The 25,276-nt window shown below is 71.4% G+C and carries 20 protein-coding genes and 1 pseudogene; 8 read left to right on the forward strand and 13 right to left on the reverse strand.

From position 1 onward, the window contains the following. The first annotated feature begins 3 nt into the window (after positions 1-3). Complete coding sequence (locus FHX40_RS08550; protein ID WP_142259109.1) at positions 4-1,179, forward strand: LLM class flavin-dependent oxidoreductase; 1,176 nt, start codon at positions 4-6, stop codon at positions 1,177-1,179. Then, positions 1,176-1,649 carry a flavin reductase family protein gene (locus tag FHX40_RS08555; RefSeq protein WP_142259110.1) on the forward strand — a complete coding sequence of 158 codons (474 nt, stop codon included), beginning with the start codon at positions 1,176-1,178 and terminating at the stop codon, positions 1,647-1,649. Before FHX40_RS08550 ends, FHX40_RS08555 begins: the two co-directional genes overlap by 4 nt. A 704-nt stretch (positions 1,650-2,353) precedes the next feature. Here the strand turns inward: FHX40_RS08555 and FHX40_RS08560 are convergent. Next, positions 2,354-2,797: a hypothetical protein gene (locus FHX40_RS08560; RefSeq protein ID WP_142259111.1), complete on the reverse strand. Its 444-nt coding sequence runs from the start codon at positions 2,795-2,797 to the stop codon at positions 2,354-2,356. A 1,338-nt stretch (positions 2,798-4,135) separates the two neighbouring features. Beyond that, positions 4,136-4,885, reverse strand: a complete 750-nt coding sequence (locus FHX40_RS08565; RefSeq protein ID WP_142259112.1) for a hypothetical protein — start codon at positions 4,883-4,885, stop codon at positions 4,136-4,138. 378 nt (positions 4,886-5,263) lie between these two features. On the opposite strand from FHX40_RS08565, the pseudogene FHX40_RS08570 reads away from it, so the two are divergent. Continuing rightward, positions 5,264-6,652 (forward strand): annotated as a pseudogene (locus tag FHX40_RS08570) (GntP family permease). Between the two features lie 46 nt (positions 6,653-6,698). On the opposite strand, the gene FHX40_RS08575 reads toward FHX40_RS08570, so the two are convergent. Next, complete coding sequence (locus tag FHX40_RS08575; protein ID WP_142259113.1) at positions 6,699-7,439, reverse strand: FadR/GntR family transcriptional regulator; 741 nt, start codon at positions 7,437-7,439, stop codon at positions 6,699-6,701. Positions 7,440-7,567: 128 nt separating this feature from the next. Between FHX40_RS08575 and FHX40_RS08580 the strand changes: the two genes are divergently transcribed. After that, a complete protein-coding gene (locus FHX40_RS08580; protein ID WP_142259114.1) occupies positions 7,568-8,074 on the forward strand; it encodes a gluconokinase in 507 nt (168 codons plus the stop codon). A 61-nt stretch (positions 8,075-8,135) separates the two neighbouring features. Here FHX40_RS08580 and FHX40_RS08585 read toward each other — a convergent pair whose 3' ends face one another. From FHX40_RS08585 to FHX40_RS08605, 5 genes are read right to left on the reverse strand one after another with little or no spacing between them, the layout of a single operon-like run. Next, positions 8,136-9,848, reverse strand: coding sequence for an amino acid ABC transporter ATP-binding/permease protein (locus FHX40_RS08585; RefSeq protein WP_142259115.1), 1,713 nt, complete (start codon positions 9,846-9,848; stop codon positions 8,136-8,138). Then, on the reverse strand, positions 9,845-11,482 hold the full coding sequence (locus FHX40_RS08590) for an ATP-binding cassette domain-containing protein (protein ID WP_142259116.1): 1,638 nt from the start codon (positions 11,480-11,482) through the stop codon (positions 9,845-9,847). Before FHX40_RS08590 ends, FHX40_RS08585 begins: the two co-directional genes overlap by 4 nt. Continuing rightward, positions 11,479-12,474 (reverse strand): ABC transporter substrate-binding protein, encoded by a 996-nt coding sequence (locus tag FHX40_RS08595; protein WP_170198768.1) that lies wholly within the window; start codon positions 12,472-12,474, stop codon positions 11,479-11,481. The genes FHX40_RS08590 and FHX40_RS08595 overlap by 4 nt, the downstream gene beginning before the upstream one ends. Then, positions 12,471-13,244 (reverse strand): ABC transporter ATP-binding protein, encoded by a 774-nt coding sequence (locus FHX40_RS08600; RefSeq protein ID WP_142259118.1) that lies wholly within the window; start codon positions 13,242-13,244, stop codon positions 12,471-12,473. The genes FHX40_RS08595 and FHX40_RS08600 overlap by 4 nt, the downstream gene beginning before the upstream one ends. Continuing rightward, positions 13,241-14,386 (reverse strand): FecCD family ABC transporter permease, encoded by a 1,146-nt coding sequence (locus FHX40_RS08605; RefSeq protein ID WP_142259119.1) that lies wholly within the window; start codon positions 14,384-14,386, stop codon positions 13,241-13,243. Before FHX40_RS08605 ends, FHX40_RS08600 begins: the two co-directional genes overlap by 4 nt. Positions 14,387-14,988: 602 nt before the next feature. Here FHX40_RS08605 and FHX40_RS08610 point away from each other — a divergent pair. Continuing rightward, positions 14,989-15,927 carry an SDR family NAD(P)-dependent oxidoreductase gene (locus FHX40_RS08610; protein WP_142259120.1) on the forward strand — a complete coding sequence of 313 codons (939 nt, stop codon included), beginning with the start codon at positions 14,989-14,991 and terminating at the stop codon, positions 15,925-15,927. Positions 15,928-16,147: 220 nt separating this feature from the next. Here FHX40_RS08610 and FHX40_RS08615 read toward each other — a convergent pair whose 3' ends face one another. The 3 genes from FHX40_RS08615 to FHX40_RS08630 all read right to left on the reverse strand — a co-directional run bounded on the left by FHX40_RS08615 (position 16,148) and on the right by FHX40_RS08630 (position 19,287). After that, positions 16,148-16,534, reverse strand: coding sequence for an SdpI family protein (locus FHX40_RS08615; protein WP_142259121.1), 387 nt, complete (start codon positions 16,532-16,534; stop codon positions 16,148-16,150). Positions 16,535-17,025: 491 nt separating this feature from the next. After that, positions 17,026-18,213, reverse strand: a complete 1,188-nt coding sequence (locus FHX40_RS08625; RefSeq protein WP_142259122.1) for a thiolase family protein — start codon at positions 18,211-18,213, stop codon at positions 17,026-17,028. 246 nt (positions 18,214-18,459) lie between these two features. Further along, entirely contained in the window at positions 18,460-19,287 is an 828-nt protein-coding gene (locus FHX40_RS08630; protein ID WP_142259123.1) for an ion transporter, read from the reverse strand. Positions 19,288-19,936: 649 nt separating this feature from the next. Here FHX40_RS08630 and FHX40_RS26240 point away from each other — a divergent pair. Both FHX40_RS26240 and FHX40_RS08635 read left to right on the forward strand, forming a co-directional pair. Next, entirely contained in the window at positions 19,937-20,224 is a 288-nt protein-coding gene (locus tag FHX40_RS26240) for a Scr1 family TA system antitoxin-like transcriptional regulator (protein WP_425329290.1), read from the forward strand. Positions 20,225-20,465: 241 nt separating this feature from the next. Continuing rightward, entirely contained in the window at positions 20,466-20,615 is a 150-nt protein-coding gene (locus FHX40_RS08635) for a DUF397 domain-containing protein (protein ID WP_229789138.1), read from the forward strand. A 284-nt stretch (positions 20,616-20,899) separates the two neighbouring features. On the opposite strand, the gene FHX40_RS08640 is transcribed toward FHX40_RS08635, so the two are convergent. After that, positions 20,900-21,817: an HNH endonuclease gene (locus tag FHX40_RS08640; RefSeq protein WP_229789137.1), complete on the reverse strand. Its 918-nt coding sequence runs from the start codon at positions 21,815-21,817 to the stop codon at positions 20,900-20,902. Positions 21,818-22,305: 488 nt separating this feature from the next. On the opposite strand from FHX40_RS08640, the gene FHX40_RS08645 reads away from it, so the two are divergent. Then, a complete protein-coding gene (locus FHX40_RS08645; protein ID WP_142259125.1) occupies positions 22,306-23,256 on the forward strand; it encodes a hypothetical protein in 951 nt (316 codons plus the stop codon). Here FHX40_RS08645 and FHX40_RS08650 read toward each other — a convergent pair whose 3' ends face one another. Further along, entirely contained in the window at positions 23,257-24,801 is a 1,545-nt protein-coding gene (locus FHX40_RS08650; protein WP_142259126.1) for a hypothetical protein, read from the reverse strand. It abuts the gene before it with no gap. Positions 24,802-25,276 lie beyond the last annotated feature (475 nt).

Here is a 25,276-nt window from a genome sequence, read left to right on the forward strand (position 1 = left end):
CCAATGACCTTGGCGTTCCACTGGTTCCTGCCCACCTACGGCGACTCCCGGTTCATCGTGGGCGGCGGCCACGGGCAGCGCGCCGGCGTCGCGGCCGGCGACCGTCGCCCCTCGATCGGCTACCTGTCCTCGATCGTCCGGGCCGCCGAGGAGTTCGGCTTCACCGGTGCGCTCATCCCCACCGGCGCGTGGTGCGAGGACGCCTGGCTCACCGCGGCGATGCTCGCCCGCGAGTCCGAGCGGCTGGCTTTCCTGGTGGCGTTCCGCCCCGGCCTGCTCAGCCCCACGCTCGCCGCGCAGATGGCCGCCACGTTCTCCCTGCACGCGCCCGGGCGGCTGCTGCTCAACGTGGTCACCGGCGGCGAGTCCCACGAGCAGCGCGCCTACGGCGACCACCTGGCCAAGGACGAGCGGTACGCGCGGTGCGCCGAGTTCCTGGCGATCGTGCGGCGGCTGTGGGCCGGGGAGACGGTCACCGCCCGGGGCGCCCACCTGCACGTCGAGGAGGCACGGCTGCCGCGGCTCCCCGCGCCGGCCCCGCCGCTGTACTTCGGCGGCTCGTCCGCCGCGGCCGGCCCGGTCGCCGCCGAACACGCCGACGTCTACCTCACCTGGGGCGAGCCGCCCGAGGCGGTGGCCCGCAAGATCGAGTGGATCAGCGGGCTCGCCGCGGCCCACGGCCGCAAGCTCCGTTTCGGCATCCGGCTGCACGTCATCACCCGGGACACCGCCGAGGACGCCTGGCGGCAGGCCGGGCGGCTCCTCGACGCGCTCGACGAGGAGACCGTCGCCGCCGCCCAGGCCGGGCTGGCCCGCAGCGAGTCCGTCGGCCAGCAACGCATGCGGGAGCTGCACGAACGGCACCGCGCCGACGGCAGCTGGCGCGATCCACGCGCCCTGGAGGTGGCCCCGAACCTGTGGGCCGGCGTGGGGCTGGTCCGCGGCGGCGCGGGGACCGCGCTCGTCGGCAGCCACGCCGAGGTCGCCGAGCGCATCGCCGAGTACGCGAGCCTCGGCATCGACGAGTTCATCCTCTCCGGCTACCCGCACCTGGAAGAGCTGTTCTGGTTCGGCGAGGGCGTGCTGCCGCACCTGGTCCGCCGCGGCCTCTTCCCCGACCTCGGCGCCGGCGGCGGCAGCGGCCACATCCCCTTCCTCCCGGACGGAGGGTCGGCATGACCACGGTGGAACTCGAACTGCGCCGCGTCTACGGCGCCTACCCGCAGGGGGTCACGGCGGTGGCGGGCCTGGTCGGAGGCCGCCCGGTCGGCATCGCCGCGAGCTCGTTCGTCCCGGTCTCCCTGAACCCGCCCCTGGTGTCGGTGTGCGTGGCGCACACCTCCTCGACCTGGCCGCTGCTGCGCGACCTGCCCCGGATCGGGATCAGCGTGCTGGGCGCGCACCAGGAGCGCATCGGCCGGCAACTGGGGTCCCGTACCGGCGACCGGTTCAGCGGCGTCGCCTGGCGCTCGACCGCCGACGGCTGCGTGTTCATCGAGGGCGCGGCCGCCTGGTTCGACTGCGCCATCGAACAGCAGATCCCCTCCGGCGACCACGACATCGTCGTCTTCCGCGTCCACGACCTGGACGCCCGCGCCGACGTCACCCCGCTCGTCTTCCACGCCAGCCGCTTCCGCCGGCTGGCCTGACCCGGCCATGCCGGCCACTCGCCGGGAGCGGGACGTGATCTCGGCGCCTCAGAAGAGAATGTCCGGTTCATCCGAGGAACGGCCGGCCAGCGTGGTGGACACTGCGCCGCACTCGCCGGTGCCAAGGACCGCATCCGCCAGGTGGTCGGGCCGTTCCTCGACCAGCCGACCGGCGTCACGGGCTCGCCTCGCCGGGCGGCGGCCTGGTGCTCTCCCAGCCGTGGACCGAGGTTACGCGCCCGCTCGGCGTATCGGTCTCGAGCCGCCGGCCGAAGAGCCACGGTTCGGGGCACATACGGCCGCCTTTTCCGCTCGGCAGCCAGTGGCGACCGGACAACGGCTCGCGCGTCTTGGGGTGGCGAATGCCTTTCCGCGCTCGCGGCAGAGGCCGGCGATGACGTGACGCATCGGCCAGGGCGCGGTGTGCGGTTCGGCACGGATCGGACCGGCCGGCGAATGCTGTCCCAGGACGTGCCTTGGACGATCGAGGCAACGCCGGGTCCGCACCCGTCCCACCTGCCGTGTTCGCGGGCCGAGGCTCGGCGAGGCGGCTGAGCCACGCCCTCCGCTCGCGGTCCTTGTAAGGGCGTTTTGCTCCCGCTGGTCGACGGCCTGCCGGTTGCGTTGTACGCCTGGAACACGTCACGGCGGGCGGTCGATGCGTGGCCGTACGGTCCGGGACACACGCAGCGTGAACACCGGAATCAGTCGACGAACCAGGCCTCAAGAACGCGGGTCCTACCGTCGTGGTAGTCGTTCACCTGCAGCTCGATACGGCGGCCGTCGACCTCCTTGCCGAGGCTCATGACGCAGGTATCGGTGCAGGGAGGCTTCCCATTCGGCACATCGACCCATCCCGCGGCATGGAATCTGTCCACGATATCCCGGGGCGGAGTATCAGGATCGAGGTTGTAGGCCGCGTAAGCTCCCCCCTCGGGATTCGAGTCGCAGTCGCTGCCCTCGTAAAACGTGGACCGCTCCTTCGCTGTCAGTAAGGGACCTATTATCTCGTCCAGCCGAGCGCTTTCCTTCCGATCCTTCACGATGCACTCGCGGAAGGCGCGGTGGAGTCCCTCCTCGTCATGACCGGCACAGCCACATAAGAGCACTGTCACGCAGCCGAGCAGCAGCGCCAGGCACTTGCCCATCGGATACGCTCCCACCAGGTCGTCTCGTTCCGTCTGATCGGCAATGCCAAGGTTGCAGAACCTTATCGTGTGTCGTCGCCGGGCGATCGTATCGCTGGGGCTGCCTGTCCTTTGGGCGGGCGGTCGTGGGTGGTGATCCGGACCGAGTATCGACGCCAGGGAAACCGATGTCGGCGAGTGTCTCGTGGACATCTCCTCTGGCGTCAGGCAGGTGATCCGCGAGAGTCACTTTCCATCACAATGCCAACGGCGCAGGCTTATCGATTGATCTACGACGTAAAGGCGGTCGCAGGTCATCCACGCTCATTCACGCCCTTGTCTTGCCGGAGTCCGCCGGAACTTAGAGTAAGCCAGGCACGCACTCACCGCACCGTAAAGGCCGTGAAGGTGAACAACGCTCGCTTATGCAAGCGGCTGCGTCCGAGGGCGAGAAAGTCACGCTGATGCCGACCCTGTTAGTGGGCCTTGGTGACGATGACCTGAGGGATGTTCAGCCGATCAAGATCGGCGACACCCGCCGAAACCTGTCGGCCGGGAGCGGATCGCCCGCTGTTCGGTGTTGCGCGATGGCGATTCACTCTTGTCGGCATCGTCGCCTGTGTTATCACCCATGTCGGGCGGCTTTGGCGAGGCCATCTCTGTCAGGGAATGTCCGAGCGTTGGCGAACGGATGCGGTCGCGCCGTTTCGGCCGTCGCGGGATTCGCCTGACCTGTGAAGACCGGGAAGCGAGGGGATGCGTGGCTTCCGCAGAGGTATGGGGTGCCTCTCAGGAAAGAGATGAGAATCGGGGCTCACGACCGCTGCCCCTGCGCCTGGTCGCCGCCCTGACCATCTGGGTGCAGATATGTCTGTCAGGTGTCCCGGTGTTCTTGGTGCTGTACGAACCGCTGAAGGGATCACCTTTGATCCGGTACCTGCCCTATGCGGTCACGTTCACCCCGATGCTGGTTCTGGCCGTCGTCGCCCGATGGGTCGGTTACCGGAGCCGGGACGCGCTCCTGTGGCTTCTCCCCGGGTACGACGTCGCGTGGGCCTTCAAGATCTCATGGCGGCTCGCCAACCTCCCGTACCGGGACTGGCCTGAGTGGGATGCCACGGAGCCTCCGGAGATGAGGTGGTCCCGGGTGGTTTCACGGCCTCCTTGGCGGTGGTGGGGCCGGTCCTGAGCCGCCGGACCGAGGCCGTCGCAAGTCCGGCGGCCCAGGACCTTGAGGGCGGCCGCGTCATTGCGGCCTGGTGGAGGGGGCGGGCGGTACGGCCGGGCGTCGTGGGCGCGTCTCCGGCGGGGGACCGGCGGCGGAGGGGGCGACGCCCGGCCGCGGCGGTGGCGGCGGGGTTATCGACGGGCGATCTCCCACACGTGATCGAGGCTGCGCCACAGCGGGTTGTAGTCGATCCGGACGCGCACCGGCTTGCCGGTCGGCAGCGCCCGGTTGAAGTGGACCCTGGTGCAGGGCTTGGTGCCGAGCCCGGCGGGGGAGGCGTTCACCTGGTTGGCCAGCCACCGGTCACCGCAGCGTCGCGTCACCCGGCTGAAGCCGAGGTGCGGCGAGTAGCCGAGCTTGTAGGTCCTGCCGGGCGTGCGGAACCAGACCGTGTTGTCGTTGAGGCGCGTGAGGGTGCCGTACTCGAGCCTCCGCTCGGTGCCGGCGGCGAGGAACTCCTGCACGAGCAGCCTGCCCCGGCCGACCGTGATCCGGACCGGCACGGGACCCTGGTCCAGCATGAAGGCGAGGTGGCGGTCCTTGCAGCGGGTGCGCCCCAGCCCGTTCCGGTCGAGGAAGGCGACGCCTTCGTTCTCCTTCAGGTCGCACCGGGCGGTGACGCGGCGGTAGTCGGCGCCCGTGTAGCGGAACCGCAGCTCCCGGGCCCCGTCGAGGCGATGGAGCCGGAACACCGTGCGGCCCGGCAGCCGGACGGGCTCGGCCCTGAGCGGCGTGATCCGCAGGGTGCGCGGGCCGTCCGCCCAGGCGATGCCGTACACCACCTTGGCGGACCTGTCCGGCGGGGCCGCGGCGATGGCGGGTGTGGCGATGGACGCGGCCCCGGCGAGTACGGCCAGCCCGGCGACGATGGAACGTGCCATAACGAATGACCCCCGTTGTGGTCGTGTGCTGTCTCGGTGGGCCCCGTCCGGCGAGGCCCGATACCACGATCGGTGTCTTGGTAGACGCGCACTGTAATCCCGGTAACAGTTCGCTGTAATCGAGCGGTCGCGCTGCGGGGTCAACGTGGACTCGTGCACCCGGCGACCGGTGATCGCGGCTTCGCCCTGCGAGAACGTTGCGGACCGGGAGGCCCGCTGCGGAAGCGCGTGGAGGACGGGGTCGCGCGCGCGGTGGAACACGGGTTGCGCGAAGAGGCAAGAGGGTTTCCGTTCTCCGACCACTTGTATTGGTATCACCATTGCGCCAGAGTGGCGTTCACACGTTTCCGTACTACGTTCCACTGCAAGGAGTCCGGCGTGCAGACCAGCGCTCCCGCATACGACGCCGGACCGCTGCTCGCCATCGCGGGCGCCGCGGTCCTGCTTCTGCTCTTTTTGATCATCCGGCTTCGCCTGCACGCCTTCGTGGCGCTGGTGCTGGTCAGTTTCCTCACCGCCCTCGCGACGCGCGTGCCCCCGGCGGAGGTCGTCCCGACCATGCTCGAGGGCTTCGGCGGCACCCTCGCCGGGGTGGCCCTGCTGGTCGGCCTGGGTGCCATGATCGGGCGGCTGCTGGAGGTCACGGGCGGTGCCGACGTGCTCGCCCACACCCTCATCGACCGCTTCGGCGAGCGGCGCGCGCCGCTCGCGCTCGGCGTGGCGTCCCTGCTCTTCGGCTTCCCGATCTTCTTCGACGCCGGCCTCATGGTGCTGCTGCCGATCATCCTGAGCGTCGCGCGCCGGTTCGGGGGATCCGTCCTGCTGTACGCGCTGCCCGCGGCGGGCGCGTTCGCGGTGATGCACGCCTTCGTGCCGCCGCACCCGGGCCCGGTCGCGGCCGCGGAGCTGATCGGCGCCGACATCGGCCTCGTGGTGGTCTTCGGCCTGCTCATCGGCATCCCCACCTGGTACCTGGCGAGCTACCTGTTCGGCCTGTTCACCGGGCGGCGGCTGGTGCTGCCGGTGCCCGACACCTTCGCCACCCAGGACGGCGAGGACGCCGAGGCCGCGCGGGCGAACGCGCCGCGGTTCGGCACCGTGCTGTTCATCCTCCTGCTGCCGCTGGCGCTGATCTTCCTCAACACGGGGCTGAACACCCTCGCCACCGCCGGGGTGGTGGACGGCGACGCCGCGTGGGTCCAGGCGCTCCGGATGATCGGATAGACCCCCGTCGCGCTGCTGATCACCGTCCTGATCGCGATGTGGGTGCTCGGCGGCGGCCGCCGTACCCGCGAGCAGGTGGAGAAGCTCGTCGACCAGGCGCTCGGCCCGATCTGCGCGATCATCCTGATCACCGGCGCGGGCGGCATGTTCGGCGGCGTGCTGCGGGCGAGCGGGATCGGCGACGCGCTCTCCTCCAGCCTCGACTCGCTCGGCCTCCCGGTGATCGTGGCCGCGTTCGTGGTCGCCACCTGCCTGCGCGTCGCGCAGGGCTCGGCGACCGTCGCGCTCACCACGACCGGCGGGCTGATGGCCCCGGCGATCGAGGCCACCTCCGGGCTGAGCGGCGTCGACCTGGCCCTGATCGTCATCGCGATCGCCTGCGGCTCCACGGTGCTGTCGCACGTGAACGACTCGGGCTTCTGGCTGGTCGGCCGGTTCTTCGGCATGGACGTCAAGACCACGCTGAAGACCTGGACGGTGATGGAGACGCTGATCGGCGTCGTGGGCTTCGCCTTCGCGTTCCTGCTCAGCCTGGTGCTCTGAACCGGCCCTGACGGCAGCGCGCCCGGTCGCGCCTCGCGGCCGGGCGCTAGCCGTCCTCCGGGGCGGGCGGCTCGTTCTCGAGCCCGGCGAGCCGGGCGACCTCGTCGCGTACCTCGGCCACGATGCTGCGCATCGCCGCCTGGGCGACGTCGGCGAGCCCGGCGCCGATCGCGGAGGCGACGAGCGCGTGCAGCCGCAGCGCCTCGGGCCGCGGGCGGGCGGGCATGAGGTGGTGCACGGTGCGGCCGGTGAGCACCTCGGCGATCACGTCGCCCAGCCCGGCGAACATCTCATTGCCGGACTCGGCGAGCACCAGCCGGTGGAACTCGATGTCGTGCCGCAGGAACGTGTCGAGGTCCCCGGCCTCGCCGGTGGCGGTCAGCAGCTCGCTCAGCTCGGCGAGCCGGGCCCGCCCGGCCTCGGACGCGCGCACCGCCGCCGCGGCGGCGGCCGCCGGCTCGACCGCGGCCCGCAGCTCGGTCAGCGACCGCAGCTGCGCGATCCTGCCCCGCCCGGCGAGCCGCCACCGGATGAGGTAGGGGTCGAACACGTTCCAGGCCGTGACCGGCTGGACCTTCACCCCGATCCGCGGCCGGCTCACGACCAGGCCCATCGACTCCAGCACGCGCACCGCCTCACGGACCACGGTGCGGGACACCCCGAAGTCGGCCTCGAGCCGGTCCAGCGTGAACACGTGGCCGGGCCGGTAGTCGCCCGCCGCGATCGCGGGCCCCAGCACGGCGAGCACCCGGTTGTGCAGCGTCTCCGACCGGGCACCGTCGCGCATCGACCGCCCCCCTCTCACCCGTGACGGCGCCGACCGAGCCGGGTGTCCGCCACGTCCCGCCGCCGCCTCCCTATATTGGTATCACCAATAGTCGGTACGGGACGTCGCAGCCACACGGAAGGTCGGCCATGGCAACGCATGTGATCGTGATGGGGGTGGCCGGCTCTGGCAAGAGCACGGTCGCCCGGTTGCTCGCGGACCGTCTGGGCCTGAGGTTCGCCGAGGCCGACCGCTTTCACCCGCCCGCCAACATCGCCAAGATGGAGCGCGGCGTCCCGCTCGACGACGCCGACCGGCTGCCCTGGCTGACCGACCTCGCCGCGTGGATCCGCGACCGGGAGGCCGAGGGCGCCTCCACCGTGGTGGCCTGCTCGGCGCTCAAACGCCGATACCGCGACATCCTCCGCACCGGCGCGCCGGAGGTCTTCTTCGCCCACCTCGCCGGGACCGAGGAGGTGATCCGCGACCGGCTGGCGGCCCGCTCCGGGCACTTCTTCCCGCCCGCGCTGCTCAGCTCCCAGTTCCGCGACCTGGAGCCGCTGCAGCCCGACGAGCACGGGATCACGCTCGACGTGGCCGAGCCGCCGGAACGCCTCGCGGACCGGCTGGCGGCGCTGCTGGCCGCGAAGCAGTGACCGGGGACGCGCCCGCCCGGCCGTGCCGGTCGGCACCCGGCGACTCGGCCCGCCTGCGGGATCAGACCTCGGCGCGAGGGGACGTCACGGCGTCGCCTCGCCGCACCTCGGCGATGCGGCCGTCCTCGAGGACCACGACCTGGTCGGCGAGGTGGAGGGTGGCCGGCCGGTGGGTGATCCAGACGACGGTGCACCCGGCCAGCTCCGGGCGGAGCCGTTCCAGCAGCCGGGCCTCGGTGGCGGCGTCGAGCTGGCCGGTCACCTCGTCGCAGATCAGCAGCGCGGGCCGCCGCAGCAGCGCCTGGGCGAGGGCGAGACGCTGCAGCTGGCCGCCGGACAGATTGCCGCCGCGCTCGGTGAGCCGGGCGTGCAGGCCGTCGGGCAGCGCCCGGACGGTGTCGCCGAGCTCGACCGCCTCGATGACGTGCCACAGGTCGGCCTCGCCGGCGTCGGGCCGGGCGAGCCGCAGGTTCTCGGCGATGGTGCCGGAGAACACGAACGGCCGCTGGTCGACGAGCGCCACCCGGCGCCGCAGCTCGTCCTCGGGCAGCTCGCGCAGATCGACCCCGTCCAGGGTGATCCTGCCCGCGGTGGGGGAGACGCAGCGGGCCAGCAGGTAGCCGAGGGTGGACTTGCCGCTGCCGGTCACCCCGAGGATCGCCGTGGTCGAACCGGCGGCGAGGTCGAGGGTGACGTGGTCGAGCACCGGTACGGCACGGCCGCCCGGCCCCGGGTACCCGAAGCTCACCCCGCGCAGCCGTACCACCGCCCCCGCCGGATGCCGCGCCACGGCCGGGCCCGGGCCCGCCGGGGCCTGCGCGGCGGGCGCGGCGTCGACGATCGCGAACAGCCGCTGCGCGGCGGCCAGCGTGGTGCCGAAGGCGCTCGCGAACGCCTCCACCGCACTCAGCGCGGGCCCGAGCGCGACGGCGACCGCGATGGCCACCCACCACGCCTGCTGGTCGAGCCGCCCGTCCCGCCACAGGTACGCCCCGGCGACCGCCACCGCGCACACCGTCAGCGCGAGCACCGCCACGTTGGCCCCGCGCCGGGCAGCGGACCGCCCGGCCAGCGTGCGGGTGTACGCGCCCGCCTCGGCGTCGAGCCCGGCGAGCCGCGCACGCCGGCGCCCGAGGGCGCGAAGCTGCACCAGCTCGCGCAGCCCGCCGATGGTGTCGGTGAGGTGCGCGGCGATCCGCCCGCGGACCTGCTGCCGCCGCCGCGCCGCCTCCCGCAGCCGCCCCCGCCACAGCCCGGGTACGGCGAGCCCGGAGGCCGCGGCCCCGGCGAGCACGATCGCCCCGAGCAGCGGATGCGCGGCCACCGCGAGGTACCCGGCCGCGCCGAGCGAGACGACCGCCGCGGCGATCGCCGGTGCGATGGTGTGCGCGTAGAACACCTCGATCCGGTTGATGTCCTCGGTGGCCCGCGCGGTGAGGTCCCCGGACCGGTGCCGGTGCAGCACCCCCGGCGCCTGCCGCGCGAGGGCGTCGAAGAACACGGTCCGCAGCCGGGCCAGCACGGTGAACGCCACCCAGTGCCCCAGGTACTGCTCGCCGTAGTGCGCCGCCCCCTTGGCCGCGGCGAGCAGCAGGATCAGCCCCACCGTGCCCGCGACGCCCGGCGCGTCCGGGCCGCGCCCGGCCTGCCCGACCGCGTGCACCGCGGCCGCGAGCACCCCGATCCCCAGGCCGAGCTGCACGACCCGCAGCGCCGTGGACGCCGCGAGCACGCCCGCGAACGGCCGGGCGAACGCGGCGAGCCGCCGGATCATCGCGCCACCTCCCGCACCCCGGCCACCTCGACCACCCGGTCGGCGACCTCCATCACCGCCTCCGAATGCGTGGCCACGACGATGGTTCGCGTGCCGCGCAGCCGCCGCAGCGTGTCGATGACGAGCCGCTCGGACCGGGCGTCGATGTGCCCGGTCGGCTCGTCGAGCAGCAGCACGTCGGCGTCGACGAGCAGCGCCCGCGCGAGCGCCAGCCGCTGCGCCTGCCCGCCGGAGAGGGTGAGCCCCTCCTCGCCGACCCGCGCGTCCAGCCCGCCCGGCATCGCCTCCACCTCCTCGGCCAGGTGCGCCTCCCGCAGCACCGACCACATCCGCTCCTCGTCGGCGTCCGGATCGGCGAGCCGCAGGTTGCCCGCCACGGTTCCGGTGAACAGCCAGGCGCGCTGCGGCACGAGCACGGTACGCGCCGGTCCGCCGCCGCGCGCCGAGAGCCGCACCGTCCCGGCGCGGGGCGCGAGCTCCCCGGCGAGCACCGACAACAACGTCGACTTGCCTGCCCCGGACGGCCCGGCGAGCGCCACCATCTCCCCGTGGCCGACCCGCAGGTCGATCCCGTCGAGTACGGCGGGGCCGTCGCCGTGCCCGGCCACCACCCCGGCCAGCTCCACCGCGGCCTCGCCGTCACCCGCCCCCGGCGGCGGTACGGCACGGCGCTCCCCGGCCCCGGCGAGCGCCCGGACCACCTGGCGCTGCGCCGCCCGGCCCGCCATCGCGATGTAGAAGAACCCGCCCGCGACGCTGATCGGCTCGGTCAGCAGCAGCGAGATCGGCACCAGCGCGAGCGCCGTGCCGAGCGGGATCGCGCCCTCGGCGTGCCGTACCAGCGCGACCGCGGTGCCCGCCCCGATCAGCGCCCCGTAGAACGCCACGTCGGTGACGAGCAGCACGAGCTGGTTGCCCGCGAGCAGCCGCATCGTGGCCCGCCGGTGCCGCTCGCTCTCCTCGGCGAGCAGCCGCGACCGCCGCTCGGCCGCGCCGAGCAGGGTGAGCAGCCGAAGCCCCTGGATCGACTCGAGGAACTGCGCCGCCAGCCGCCGCGACTGGGCCTGGTAGGCGGAGGTGGAGGCGCGGAACATGCGCTGGAAGCCCCCGATCACCACCGGCACCGCGGCCACCACCGCGAGCAGCACGGCCGCCGCGGCCGGGTCGACGACCACCGCGACCACCGCCACCACCACGAGCGGGGTGGTGACCGCCGCGACGAGCTCGCCGAGGAACCCGCCCCGCCACGCCGCGACCTTGGCGGCCCCGTCGGTGGCGAGCGAGGCGAGCGACCCGGTGACCGGCTCGCCGTCCGGCCGGGGCTCGCCGAGCGGGCCGCGGGCGAGGATCGCCGCGTGGATGCGCGCCCGCACCGCGGTCTCGGCGACCGCCTCGCCCGCCCCGCCCGCCCGGCCCTGGCCGAGCACCCCGGCGACGGCGAGCACGATCCCGGCCGCCATCAGCGCCGGTGGCCGCCACCCGATCGCGCCGCCGCCGGTCACCGCGTCGACGAGGCCGCCGATGCCCAGGTAGGTCAGGCACAGCCCGGCCGCGCTCAGCCAGCCGCAGGCCACCGCGGCCATGACGTGGCCGCGCACCGGCAGCTCCAGCCGGGCCGGCGCCGCCCCGCTCATCGCATCGCCTCCGGGTGCAGCCAGCGGGCGATCTCCTCCAGGCCGTCGGCGAGCCGTACGCCGCCGGTGGCGTAGGAGATCCGGGCGGGCAGCAGCCTGACCCGGCCCTGCCGTACCGCGGGCAGCTCGGCCACGGCCGGGTCGTCGAGCAGCGCCCGGAACGAGTCGCGGCCGCGGCCGGTGACGTCGACGAGCAGGATCGCGTCCGGCCGCGCCGCGATCAGCCGCTCGGCGGTGACCGGGCCGGTGGTGCGCCACCCGATGCGCTCGGCGACCAGGTCGCCGCCCGCGCGCCGTACCAGGTCGGAGGTGAGCACGTCGGCCGCGTTGAGGAACGGCCGGTCGGCCTGGTTCGACAGGATCGCCACGCCGGGCCGTTCGGTGACGCCGGCGATCTTCTCGGCCACGGCGGCGGCCCGGCGGTCGAGCTCGGCGACGAGATCGCGGGCCTTGGCCTCGGCGTCGAGGGCCCGGCCGAGCACGGTGAGGTTCCGCTCGACCTCCTCGAGGGTGCGCCAGCCGTTGGTGATGGCGATCATCGGGATGCCGGCCTGGGCGAGCACCTCGCGGGCGTCCTGCTCGCCGCCGTGCCGGGTGGTGAGCAGGATCAGGTCCGGTTTGAGGGAGATGATCTGCTCGGGATCGGGGTCGGTGCCCGGCGGCAGCTTGACCGGGACGGACGCCATCGCCTCGGCGTGGCTCGACAGCGACGGGTTGGCGGCCGAGGCCGGGACCGCGGCGAGCCGTCCGGCGCCGGCCAGCTCCACGGCGGCCTCGGCCACGTCCGGGGAGAGCGCGGCGATCCGGGTCGGCCGGGCCGGTACGGTCACCCGCTGCGGCGGGTCGCCGGGGACCTCGACGGTGCGCGGGTAGGCGGCATCGGCCTGCCCGGCCGGCGCGGCGGGGGAGGCGTCGCCCCGGTCCGGGGCGCAGCCGGTCAGCAGGGACAGGCCGAGCACGGCGGCGGCCGGCCCGGCGAGCAGGTGTTTCACGTGTTCTCCAGTGCGGTCACGGTGAGGGATTCGGTCAGGTCGTCGCGGCGGACCACCGCGCGCACGCCGTACGCCGCGGCGAGGTGGTCCGGGGTGAGCACGTCCGCCGGTGGCCCGGCGGCGAGCACCCGGCCGCGGGCGAGCAGGGCGAGCTCGGTGCAGTGGCGCGCGGCGAGGTTGAGGTCGTGCAGTACGGCGAGCACGGTCCGGCCCGCGTCGGCGCAGGCCCGCAGCAGCCGCAGTACGGCGAGCCGGTGGCGCAGGTCGAGCGCGGAGAGCGGCTCGTCGGCGAGCAGCACCGGGGTGTCCTGGGCGAGCGCCTTGGCGAGCAGCACGAGCCGGCGTTCCCCGCCGGAGAGGGTGGCGATGGAGCGGTCGGCGAGGTGGATGGTGCCGGTGGCGGTCATCGCCCGCTCGGCCGCCTCGTGGTCGGCTGGCCCCTCGACGGCCATCCGGCCGAGGTGCGGGTGCCGTCCCATGAGCACCACCTGGTAGGCGGTGAACGGGAACGCGACCGTGGCCTCCTGCGGCAGGTAGGCGATGCGGCGGGCGAGCTCCCCGGGCCGCATGTCGTGCACGGGCCGCCCGTCGAGCAGCACCCGGCCGCGCGCGGGGCGGTGCAGCCCGGCGATCGTGCGCAGCAGGGTCGATTTGCCCGCGCCGTTCGGGCCGACGAGCCCGAGCAGCCGCCCGGGCGGCACGGCGAGGTCGACCCCGTCGAGGATCACCGTCGTCCCGGCGGTGACCCGCAGGCCGTCGACCACGATCATGCGACGGCCCTCCGGCGGGACCACAGCACGAGCCCGAGGAAGGCCGGCGCGCCGACGAGCGCGGTGACCACCCCGGTCTGCAGGGCCAGTGGGGCGATCAGCAGCCGTGCCGCCGTGTCGGCCGTCACCAGGAACGCCGCGCCGAGCAGCGCGCTCGCGGGCAGCAGCAGGCGGTGGTCGGGACCGGCGAGCAGCCGGATCACGTGCGGGGCCACCAGCCCCACGAACCCGATCACGCCGCTCACCGCCACGGCCACCCCGGTGAGCAGCGAGGCGAGCGCGAGCAGCACGCCCCGGGTACGGGGCACGTCCACGCCGCCGGTGCGGGCGGCGTCATCGCCGAGCAGCATGACGTTGAGGTCCCGGGCGAGCAGCGCGGTGGCCGCGATCCCGGCGAGCACCGGCGCCAGCACGAGCTGCACGTGCTCCCACGTGCGGGCGTCGAGGTCGCCCTGCAGCCAGAACACGATCCCGCGCAGCGCCCGCTCGTCCGGGGCGTTCGCCACCAGCGCGGACACCACCGCCCCGAGCAGCGCGTTGAGCGCGATGCCCACCAGCAGCACCGTGGCGAGGCCGCGGGCGCGGCTCACCGCGGCGATGCCGTGCACCAGCCCTGCCGTGAGCAGGGCCCCGGCGAACGCGGCGGCGGGCAGCGCGAGCGTCCCGGCCGCGCCGTAGGTGATCGCGAGCACGGCCCCGACCGCGGCCCCGGCCGACACCCCGGTCACCCCGGGCTCGGCGAGCGGGTTCCGGAACAGCGCCTGCATCACCGCGCCCGCCGTGCCGAGGGCGGCCCCGACCAGCGCGGCCGTGATCACGCGCGGCAGCCGGATGTTGCCGACGACCAGCGCCTCCTGTGTCGTCACCTCACCCACGGGCAGCCCGAGCCGTCCGGCGAGGATCGCCACCACGTCGCCCACCGGGATCGCGACCGGCCCGAGCGCGACCGCCGCGCCGCCCGCGACGGCGAGCAGCACGAGCAGCCCGCCCAGCGTCGCGACGGCCGTGACGAGCGTGTTCCGGCGGTGCCGTACGCGCGGCGGCCGGTCGGGGGGATCGGCGGATGTGGGGTGGGGCACTGGGGAGGCCGGGATCTCCGGCGCCACCCGTAACGCCTGATCGGCGGTTGCTTCCTTCGACATACGCCCATACCTTGGCATAGTGAAAACGATTATCGCAACCATAACCATTGTCATGGCATGACCAAGGGGAGGGGCATCGGCGGAGATGGCCTTGGCGAGGTGCGGGCGGATGCCGCTCGGCCGGCTCGGCGACATCCGCCGCCGGAACGCGGCCAACGCGGCGTGGAGCGAGGGACATACGTGCCGCTACCCCAGGAGAGACGCGGCCGATCGCGTGTGCGGGTGGGCGACCCGGTCAACGGGTCGTGCTCGATCCCGCGAGCGCGACCCACGTGAGCGAGGCGCCGTCAGCCGCACCGAGCCGCATGCCCGTGTGGTCGCCCGGTGCAGGCCGTACGACGGCGAACGAGCCGACCGCGGCGCGGAGGCGATGGCCGTTTCGGTGCACGGGCCACGCCGGACCTCGGCGTGTCGGTCCGCGATACGGGAGTGCGCCATTCCTGCTCGGCCGCGGCGCACGCGATTCGTGCTTCGTTTGCCGCGTCACGGAAACCCGTCTGTGACGTAGATAACGCCGGGGCTACCGTGTCCTCCGAATTGCGTTCGGGGCCGCGGGCTGCGGGCGGCGCCGGACGGCGAGGAACAGGAAGGAAGCAGGCAGGGTGGAGATATCTCTCGAAGGCAAGGTCGCGCTCGTCACCGGCGTCGGGCCGAACATCGGCAGTGGCATCGCGCTCGCGCTGGCCAGGTACGGCGCCAAGGTCGCCTGCAACGACATCTCCGAGGACGTCATCAAGGCCTGCATCGCCCGGATCGAGCGGAACGGCGGCGAGGCGATGCCCGCTCCCGGTGACGTGACCGACGAGGAGGCCGTCAAGGGCTACATCCAGAGCGTGCTCGACAGGTGGGGCCGCCTCGACATCGTGGTGAACAACGCCGCGCTGCTCGGCGGCCGGGGCGTGCTCGACGAGTCCGCCGAGATGTTCGAGAAGATGGTGAGGGTCTCCGCGCTCGGCACCTTCCTCAACACCAAGTACGGCGCGCGGGCGATGGCGGAGCGCGGCATCAAGGGCTCCATCATCTGTGTCTCGTCCTCCAACGGCTGGAACGGCTCCGCCGGCGTGATCGCCTACGCGTTCCACAAGGGCGGCGTGAACAACTTCGTGCGGGCCGCGGCGATGGACCTCGCCCCCTACGGCATCCGGGTCAACGGCATCACCCCGACCGCCCCCACCCCGGACAACCCCGAGCTGATCGCCGAGCTCGCCAAGAAGGGCCTGCCCACCGGCGGCGTGCTCGGCCCCGGCCCGCACCGCGGGCTCGGCGGCGCGGAGGGCGACGAGCCGTGGCGCCGCCCGAGCCGCTGGACCGGCCAGCGCCCGCCGCTCGTCCCGATGGGCACCACCGGCACCCCGACCGACCTCGGCCACGCGGTCGCCTGGCTGTGCTCCGACTACGCCCGCCTGATCACCGGCACCGACCTGGTCGTCGACGGCGGCGCCCGGGCCAAGAACTTCGCCTACTTCCCGGCCGCGCCCGACCAGATCGCCGGCCCGGTCGACCTCATCCCCCTCGACAACACGCCGCCCTACCAGGGCTGATGCGGACGGCGCGCCGTAGACCCCCGTACGGCCGCGCCGCCTGAGCCGCGCCGTACCGCGGGTCGGGAGCCCGGCCCGCGGTACGGCCGGCCGGCGGTCACCGCGGACGTTCCCAGAGAGATCGCCGTCGGGAACGGCCGCGGCAGAGCCGGCCGCGGGGGCGAATGGGGAGAGCGACCCCGGCCGGGCGGCGGTGGGGCGGGCGGGATGGCGATCGGAGCTATCTGACGCGGTTCCGGCGGCGGAAGGACAGGTGCGCGAGAACCGTTCCGGTCACCAGCAGGACGCCCATCACCGCGGAGCCGACCAACGCCGCCCAGAACCGGACGTGTCCGGACGGCGCAAGACCGATCACCACGCCGGCGACGACGAAGGACAGCCCCGCCAGCGCCACCCAGGGTGCCGACTTGCGGTGGACGTACGCCCAGGCCTTCGGGTCGCGCATGGTCAACGGGGTCCTGATCCCCATCAGTGGATTGGGGCGGAGCTTGCCCAGGGCCCCCAGCGCGCCCGTTGCCATCAGCAACAGCCCGGCAAGCACAAAGGCCACGGTGACCAAGATGAGTTCGCGCGGCTCGAGAGGCAGCTCTGGTAGCCGGTTGGCCATTCGGCTCCTTTCTTGGTACGGCGCCGCGTTCGCGCGGCCGTACCGGTGTCGCAGGGCGGGGCATTACCGACGGGACGGCACGATGGCCCCCTTTCACATCCTGACCGGCGATATGTGATCACGCGATTTCCCGCGGCCCGGAAACGGGATTTCGGCAGGGACCTCTGATCGTGCCGCCGCCCGACCCGCCACTGCGCACACGTGGCCGTGGCGTTGGGGCCGGAACGGCCTTTGCCCTCGCCGCTCCTCAGTGTCCCGCCGCGGGCTCGAGGCCGACCGCGAGCCCGCCGCCGCAGCTCGTCGGGCGTGACGCCGTACGTCGCCCGCACCCTGACCCGATCGCCGCCGACCTCGAAGACGCCCTGGTCGGTGTAGACGCGGCTGACGAACGGCATGCCGGCGAGGCCGAAGCCGCCGACCAGGATGGTGGAGCCGTCCTCGATCCCCGGCGACCGCCTCGTCGACGCTGTCGACGATCCGCGTGGCCGGCATCACGCGCCCGCCTCGAGGTTCTCGAGCACCACGGCGAGGCCCTGGCCCACGCCGATGCAGATCGCCGCCACGCCCCAGCGCGCCTTGCGCTCGCGCAGCACCTTGACGAGCGTGCCGACGATCCGCCCGCCGGACGCGCCCAGCGGGTGGCCGATGGCGATCGCCCCGCCCCGGGTGTTCACGATCTCCGGGTCGACCTTCCAGGCGTCGATGCACACCAGCGACTGCACGGCGAACGCCTCGTTGAGCTCGACCGCGCCGACCCGGTCCCAGCCGATCCCGGCCCGGGCGAGGGCCCGGTTGGCCGCCTCGACCGGGGCGTACCCGAAGTCCTGCGGGTCGAGCGCGAACGCGGCCCGCCCGGCGATCCGCGCCAGCGGGGCGGCGCCGATCACGTCGGCGGCGGCCTCGGAGCCGAGCAGTACGGCCGAGGCGCCGTCGCTGAGCGGCGAGGCGTTGCCCGCGGTGATCGTGCCGTCGGGACGGAAGGCGGGCTTGAGCCGGGCGAGCTTCTCCGGCGCGCTGTCCGGGCGGATGCCCTCGTCGCGTACGAGCTCGGTGCCGTCGACCGGCGCGACCAGGTCGTCGTAGAAGCCGTCCTCCCAGGCCCGGTGGGCGAGGGTGTGGGAGCGGTGGGCGAACTCGTCCTGCCGCTCGCGCGAGACGCCGAACCGCTCGCGCAGCAGCTCGTTCGCCTCGCCGAGCGAGACCGTCCACTCCTTGGGCATGCGCGGGTTGACCAGCCGCCAGCCCAGCGCGGTGGAGACGGCGGTGACGTCGGTGGCGGGGAACGGCCGGTCCGGCTTCGGCAGCACCCACGGGGCCCGGGTCATCGACTCGACGCCGCCGGTGAGCACGACGTCGGCGTCCCCGGCCTCGATCATGCGGGACCCGATGAGCACCGCGTCGAGGCTCGACCCGCACAGCCGGTTGACCGTGGTGGCGGGCACGCTCGTCGGCAGCCCGGCGAGCAGTACGGCCATGCGGCCGACGTTGCGGTTCTCCTCACCGGCGCCGTTGGTGTTGCCGAACACGACGTCGTCGATCGCGGCCGGATCGAGGTTCGGGACACGGGCGAGGGTCGCCGACACGACGTGCGCGGCCAGATCGTCCGGGCGGACCCCGGCGAGCCCGCCCCCGTACTTGCCGAACGGGGTGCGGACGGCGGTGTAGACGAAGGAGCTCACACCTCTGACGCTAGGTGCGCCTTCTCGGATTGAGAAATATCAATGTCAGACACGATTGTTTAGAGGTTCCAGGCGTTGATCGCGGCGATCGTCCGCAGCAGATGGTGAGCTCGGTGCCGGTGAAGTGCTCCGACGCGGTGGCCAACGCCTCGGCGGGGACACCACCGGCGAGCCCGGCGTCCCGGCCAGCCGCGCTCGCCGTAACGAGGACGCGCCGCGGGCATCGTGCTGCCCCGTACGGCCTGCCTAGGACGAGGAGACCTGCGCCGGAGAGTGCCCGCCGGACCGCTGCTCTTCGGGGAGGCGCTCCAGCGCGTCGATGCGGGCGTGCAGCCGGGCGAGCTCCTGGAGGATCGTGTCGAGCTTGTCCTCGGTCCGCTTCTCCTCACGCGAGACGGTCTCGTCATCGAGGGCGTTGACCACGACGGCGATGAACAAATTGAGAACAACGTAGCTCGAGGTGAGGATGTAGCCGACGAAGAAGATCCACGCCCACGGCATCTCGCTCATCACCTGGTCGGCGATGTCCGGCCAGGCCTCGCCGGTCATGATCTGGAACAGCGAGAACAGCGAGGTCGGCAGGTCGGCGAAGTAGTCCGGGGCGATCCTGCCGAACATCTCCGTGGAGATCACGGCCGAGACGTACATGACGAGCAGGAGCAGGCCGATGATCGAGGCCATGCCCGGTATCGCGGACAGCAGCGCCGACACCACCCGGCGCATGCTCGGCACCGCGGAGATGAGCCGCAGCGCCCGCAGGATCCGCAGCGTCCGCAGCACCGAGGTCGGGCCGGTCACCGGGACCAGCGCGATGCCCACGATGAGCGCGTCGAACACGCTCCACGGGTCACGGAAGAACTTCCAGCCGTACGCGTACAGGCGAACGGCGATCTCCACCACGAAGATCGCGAGCGCGATCCGGTCCACCGCGTGCAGGAACCCGAGCACCTGCTCGGGAAGCCCGTCGAAGGTCGCCGTGCCGTGCGTGATCGCGTTCAGGGCGATGATCGCGATGATGGTCCGCTGGAAGGGCCGGGCTTCGATGATGGACCGAAGGCGTTCGCGCCTTGACAAGGGGCAGCTCCTGAAGGGTGACGGATGACGGTCGGCGGTGATCGGCGGGTACGTCAGGCGGCGGCGCCTCTGAGGCGTTCGGCACGCGGGCGTCTCCTGGCCTGATCATCACCAACCAGGGTTCCCGCGGCGAACCGGCGGTAAAGGCTCGGCGGAGCAACGACCACGATCACCTCAGGGTGCGGACCCGCGGCTGTCGGAAAGGGTGCTGGGGGGCGACAGCAGCCAAGAGTACTGGTGCCCTTTAGACGGGTTTGCGGCGGCTCTGCCGGTTCGTTCGTGCCTTGTCACCGGGCAGATCAGCCGGCTCGCGCCCCCGCGGTCCGCGTCCCGACCGCCTGGCTCGCCCGGCAGACCCGCACCGCCTCGTAACCGCCCGGTCTGTACGGCGGGGCGTGCCGATGTGTGAAGCCCCCGGCGGGGCCGCGTCGACGACGTCGACCTCAGCGCCCCGTCGCAGCCGCCGACCGTGTCGGCGAGCCCGCCGGGCCCGCAAGGAGCTAACAGTCGCTGACCTATTTGTATAGAGGACCGAAGTCCCACCCGGGCGGCTGTCGGTGGCCGCGCGGGCATACGGCGAGCCAGGCAGAGGACTACGGCGAGATGCCCTGAGCGCGCGTATCAGTCGTTGAAGATATCGTGGGTGCGGGTGGCGGCCCGGCGAGCCCATCTGACTCGGCAGGAACTTCTGCTTCGCAAGGAGAACCCGCTTCGGTTCTGGACCGTCATCGATGAGGCGGCCCTTCGCCGACAGATCGGCTCCGTCTCCGTCATGCGGGATCAGTACGCCAAGCTCCTCGACTTCGCGGATCGGGACAACATAACAATTCAGGTCCTGCCGTTCGCGAAGGGCGCTCATCTCGGTACGCGCGGCAAATCTCGATCATGCAATTCCGTGAACCCGGCGACCCGGAGGTCGTGTACCTCGAAAGCCTGACCGGAAACCTGTACATCGAGCGTGATGTCGAGATATACCAGTACTCGTTAGCGTTCGACCATGTCCGGCGTTAGCGCTGGACCCCGCCGAGTCCAAGCTGCTGATCGCGAGGTTGGCCGATCAGTTATCCGAGTAGCCGCTGACCCTCCGAGAAGCGCGCAGGGGGTGCGATGGACCTGTCCCACGTCACCTGGAAGAAGAGCCGGTAAAGCGGCAATGCGCGGACTGTGTCGAAGTCGCCGTGGCTCGCGGCACGTGCTCAGATGCCGAGGCGTTGTTCCTAATTCGAGACTCGAAGAGGCTCGAAAGTACGGTCCTCGCGTTCTCTCCGGGTGAGTGGGACGCCTTCATCGCCGAGATCAAGAGCGGCAAGTTTGATCACATGGGCTGATCGTCCTGTCCGTGACAGCCGGAGGTGAATCCTTCCGGCTGCAAAGGTGTGTTCCCACAAGACGGTCGGCCGTGGGCGGATTGCGGATGACAACCCGATTCGTCCGAGTGAAGCAGGAACCGCCTGACCTCTCGGAGAATCGCACCCGCGAAACGGCCGTGCCACCACCAACATAAATTCATGGGTGAGTTAGGCGATGGATCGGCGACCGGGATGGGACCGGACGTCCAGGCGGCCACCGACCGAGGAGACATCAGTGGGCATGTACGGCCGCCGACGGGTGCTCAGCCGAGGAAGACCTCACGAAGATGCCATTCCAGGAGATCGCGATTCGGGTAGTCACGCTGATTCTCCGGTAATCCTACCCGTCTTCCTTCGAGGCGATAGAACTCTTCGCCGGTGTCGAACTCCTCACGCAGGCGGTTACTCACTCTGATGCGATAGTCGGGATCGATTCCCAGGTAACCGCGATCGAATAGGGTGTGCACGTCCGAGCGCAGGAGTATGCCGTTGTCCAGCCGATGCTGTCCGCCTTCTGACACCGGCTGGATGTGCGCGGCTTGGAGCGTGGGTCGAATCCGTGAACCGGTGATCGCACACTGATGTCGATAAGCGTTGAGGACGACGGCCTGGAAAGCGTGTTGGCCGAGGCGCTGCCGGACCGGTCGCGGGCCGCCCAGAGCGGGCCCGTCAAGGTGCCATGTCTCCGTATGGTCTTCCCCGGATGATGTACCGCCCTCAAGGCGGGAGAGCAGTCCGTGGAAGTAGTCGGCGTTCGTGTCGCTGCTCAGGTCGTACGTCTTGCCTTGGACGATGTTCGGGGCGAAGTTCGGGGGAGGATCGGCCGGCGGATCGAAGAAGCGGATGTCACGAAGAAGGATGCATCCGATGACCGGATCTTCCCACTGGCTTATCGGTTGCTTCCGGTACCGGCCGATCTTCCTCCTCATCTCGTCTTCATCGGCGGCCCCGTTGGCCTCCTGGAAGATGTCCCAGGCCGAAGACAATGGCAATCGCTCGAAGGTCTGGAAGTAACCTCCACCGACCACGCGGTTGTGGGGGTGATGGGTCTTGAAGAAGAACGGCTCGCCCGGCTTCAGAGCCCGGAAGTTCTTCTCTTCGTTGGGGCGCCAGAAGTTCGCTTCGGACAGATATGGACGATCAGCAAGAAAGTGGTACCAATCACCGTCGGTGACGCCCACGTATATCCGCATAAATGGGATTATGCACCTACGCTGTGTCCCAATGATGCGCACCGGGATCCTCGACACTCTCAACCCGCATCGGCTGGAACGGCTGCTGGGGCCTATGCCGTGCCGGGAAACTGTCGAGGGCTGTGGGAGGACCAACGCCTTGGTGCTCGGCGGCGAGAGGAAGGCGGCCAGGTTCCGCTGCTGCATTTGGGTTCGAAGGTGCTCAGAGGGCTTGGGTCTCCATCCCGCGGGCTTTGAGGAGCTGCCGCGCATCCCCAGCGGCGCTTCGGAACGCTCGATTGCCCAGTACGCCGTGTGGAGAGCATTCAGTGACATAGCGGCGAGCGCGGGGGTGGGCCGCGTCAAAGATGAAGCCCTGTGCCCTTGGGCCGTCGGAGCGGTAGGGACGGTCGAACGGCCGGACCTCGGTCATACCTGCCCGAACCTGTGGTCCATGATTGTGACGCAGGATACGGGACGGGAGAAAGAAGGACAGCGTGGGATTCGGGGTGGGTTTCAACCTCGGCCCGGTCCGGGTGGGTGTCGGCGTCAGCTCGCGCACGCTCGCGCTTGGCTTCGCGGGAATGCTTGTGATCGGCGCCGTCGGCTGGGTCATCCTCACCGTCCTGAAGATCGTGTATATCGTCCTTACCTGGCCGAGCGGGATAGCCGAGCATCTGGCCCGATCGGCGGGACTGGATCAGACCTTCCAGACCGCCGCGAAGTGGGGAGCGGTCGCGCTTTGGGCTGAGTTCTTGCTCATCGTGTTCGGGTTGTTCTATGCAGCGTCGGTAGTGCATGATCTTTTCCTCGGCGCGCCGGGCACGAGGGCGTGGAACCGGTTCTGGCGGTTCTGGGCGGTGGCGATGTTCGTTCCGGTCTCGGCCGCGACGGTGGGCATGGCGGTGAGCTCCCCGGTTCCCGACCCGGCTCCGCAGATGTCCGGACCGACCGGGACGAGCAGTACCCCGTCCCCGACGGCCACCGCGGCGAGTCGGCCTCCGGGGATCCCCGCGACGGCGCAGCGGGTACGGGTAGTCGACGTGATCGCCGGGGACCGGTTGCGGGTGCAGGCCGCCGGGCCCGGATCTGTGCTGTCTCCCGCCCGGGTGACGACCGTCGTCCGGCTGCGGGGTGTGCACGCGCCGGTTAGTGGCGAGTGCCGGGCCGAGTGGGCCACCGCCCGGCTCAGGAGCCACGTGCCTCGCGGCTCGTATGCGTGGATCGCACGCCGGGCGGGTTCCGCGAACGTCGGCTCCTCCCCGGCGGTGTACCTGTGGCCCGAGGGGAAAGGGCGGGCGACGGTGAACGCCCGGCTCCTCCTTACTGGGGCCGCCCGGGTGGCGGCCGGCGAGGTCAGTGGACGGGTACGCGAGCGGTTTGAGGCCTACGAGGCGAGGGCCGCGGCCGCGCAGCGGGGCGTCCATTCCTGCCCTACCGGCGGGTGATTATCTGGCCCCGACACCCTGAAGCACGGTGCACAGTCGGCCCGGCAGGTCCGCGACGGAGATCATCCAGACGAGCCGGGTGTCGCCGATCTCCAAGGTGAGCTCTCCGTAGAGGGCGATGGGCAGCCTCCGGTTGTCCTTGTACCTGCGGTCAGGGCCGCCGCGGGCGTTGACGTACTTCCAGGTGTAATCCACGACGACGGCGTCGGACGGCAGGGCCGACTCCTCCACGAACCGGGTGACGTCCGCCTCGACGTGAAGCTCTTCGTAGCGGTGCTCGGTGAACCGGCCGTTCCTGCCCAGGAGGATCCGGTCCGGATAGAAGTGCACCACCCAGGGGCCAGCGATGAGAGTGGGTGCGCTGACGTCGGTGTCGATGCCCCGGAACCTGGAGAACGAGATCGAGGCCGGTAGCCGCGTCGTCTTCACCCCTGCTCCCGCGTTGGCTTTGCGCTCGTGGGGCGAGATGACCGCCTGCCTGCCGGTGATGAGCCATGCCGCTTGCGCATCCATGGCATCGATGAAGACGGTCACCAGGTCGTTGAAGGGCGACTCCTCCTCGCCCGGCAGGCCGTAGTGGAACCGAGGGCGCGCCAACTGGTTCTCCACTGCCGCCATCATCAGTGCGACGAGGAGACCCGCGGCCATAACGATCCAACCGTTGCCGCGCATCGCGATCCCGGCGATCTCGCAGAGCAGCAGCAAGTACGGCCACTTGCGCGGCTTCCGTCTCGACTCAGTGAGCTCCGCGAGGAAACTCCGTTCACTGATGGGCGGGACCGCTAGGGGTGCATCGCCGTCGGAGCGGTCCACGTCATCGGAGTCATCGAAGGCCTCGGCGGTGGAGGAAGGGCCTATGTCTCTCGCTCCGTTCTCAGCGACGGAGTCGAGTAGAGCCTCCGTGAAATCCGTCAGCTCATCGTCGGGATCAGCGGACCGGGGCGGCGTCTGGACCGGCAGGGGCGCGTGCCCCATCGTGGCGGACGTGGAGGGCGGGACGACGGCTATGTCCTGCACCGGAGGAGGGGCGGGTGAGGAAAGCGGGTCCGGCGGGGGTGAGGGAGACGACGTTTCCTGGTAGCGCCGCCATTCCCGGGCCCGGTGTTCCTGTTCGGCCAGACGGGCCGTCTCCAGTTCGGTCAGTCGGCGCAGCACCCAGTCCGCGTGCATGGGCGACATCAGACGCTCGATGTGGGTGCGGATCAGCGGGAGGTCCGCTTCGCGGAGCGTTCCGAAATGGATCTCCTTGCCCTCATGGGTGATCAGTGTCAGACGGTTCATTGACGACCACTTATCGCTGACCGCGTACGAGCGGACCTCCGGCCACCACGCCTGAACCTTCGGGCCCCGCGCTGGCTGTGACGCGAGGACGCCAACGAGCCGCATGTCGGTGAGCACGACGTGGTCAACGGTCGGTCTCACCTGGTTGGTCTTGCCGACGAACAGGATCTGTTCGCCTGCGTCGTGCAGGAGGTAGTTCGCCGCACCGGCGATGACCTTGGCCGCCGTCTTCTCGCGAACCGCTGCGCCAAGCTGCGGATTCATGGTGCCCCGTCTCTCACGACCGCGGTCATCTCGCGGAGATCGGCCCCGAGCTTGGTGGGCGCCGGGGCGAGAGGTCGGATATCCACAGCCGCGACGAGACTTTGGCTGCAGAGAACGGCACGTTCCAACTGAGTCAAGGGAGGAAACACTGATATCACCCGATCCGCCACCGGCTCTCACGACACAGAAGTCACGTTTTCACCAGTATGGCTTCCTCGATTCCGGACCTCGCGGCGGCGTGGCCTGATCGCACTGGGTACAAGCGGCCCTTCGCGTCGACCTGTGAGGCATCGTCTCGATCCTGCAGGGCGACGTGGGCTAGTGGATCTTGGTAAGTGCCACACCAATGTCGCCTTGCTGCGAGGCCCCTTACATCATCCGTACCGCCGCGTTGGCGACGATATCGGCAAACACGACGACGCATCGCCCCGCGGGTATGGCACTGCTCCGCCACGCCGGCCTCTGCTCCCCCGAG

The sequence above is a fragment of the Thermopolyspora flexuosa genome (genome assembly GCF_006716785.1).
Classification (GTDB): domain Bacteria; phylum Actinomycetota; class Actinomycetes; order Streptosporangiales; family Streptosporangiaceae; genus Thermopolyspora; species Thermopolyspora flexuosa.

Coding starts and splice junctions, on each gene's coding strand:
- FHX40_RS08550 (WP_142259109.1), top strand. CDS start 4: ATGACCTTGGCGTTCCACTGGTTCCTGCCCACCTACGGCGACTCCCGG.
- FHX40_RS08555 (WP_142259110.1), top strand. CDS start 1,176: ATGACCACGGTGGAACTCGAACTGCGCCGCGTCTACGGCGCCTACCCG.
- FHX40_RS08560 (WP_142259111.1), bottom strand. CDS start 2,797: ATGGGCAAGTGCCTGGCGCTGCTGCTCGGCTGCGTGACAGTGCTCTTA.
- FHX40_RS08565 (WP_142259112.1), bottom strand. CDS start 4,885: ATGGCACGTTCCATCGTCGCCGGGCTGGCCGTACTCGCCGGGGCCGCG.
- FHX40_RS08575 (WP_142259113.1), bottom strand. CDS start 7,439: ATGCGCGACGGTGCCCGGTCGGAGACGCTGCACAACCGGGTGCTCGCC.
- FHX40_RS08580 (WP_142259114.1), top strand. CDS start 7,568: ATGGCAACGCATGTGATCGTGATGGGGGTGGCCGGCTCTGGCAAGAGC.
- FHX40_RS08585 (WP_142259115.1), bottom strand. CDS start 9,848: ATGATCCGGCGGCTCGCCGCGTTCGCCCGGCCGTTCGCGGGCGTGCTC.
- FHX40_RS08590 (WP_142259116.1), bottom strand. CDS start 11,482: ATGAGCGGGGCGGCGCCGGCCCGGCTGGAGCTGCCGGTGCGCGGCCAC.
- FHX40_RS08600 (WP_142259118.1), bottom strand. CDS start 13,244: ATGATCGTGGTCGACGGCCTGCGGGTCACCGCCGGGACGACGGTGATC.
- FHX40_RS08605 (WP_142259119.1), bottom strand. CDS start 14,386: ATGTCGAAGGAAGCAACCGCCGATCAGGCGTTACGGGTGGCGCCGGAG.
- FHX40_RS08615 (WP_142259121.1), bottom strand. CDS start 16,534: ATGGCCAACCGGCTACCAGAGCTGCCTCTCGAGCCGCGCGAACTCATC.
- FHX40_RS08650 (WP_142259126.1), bottom strand. CDS start 24,801: ATGAATCCGCAGCTTGGCGCAGCGGTTCGCGAGAAGACGGCGGCCAAG.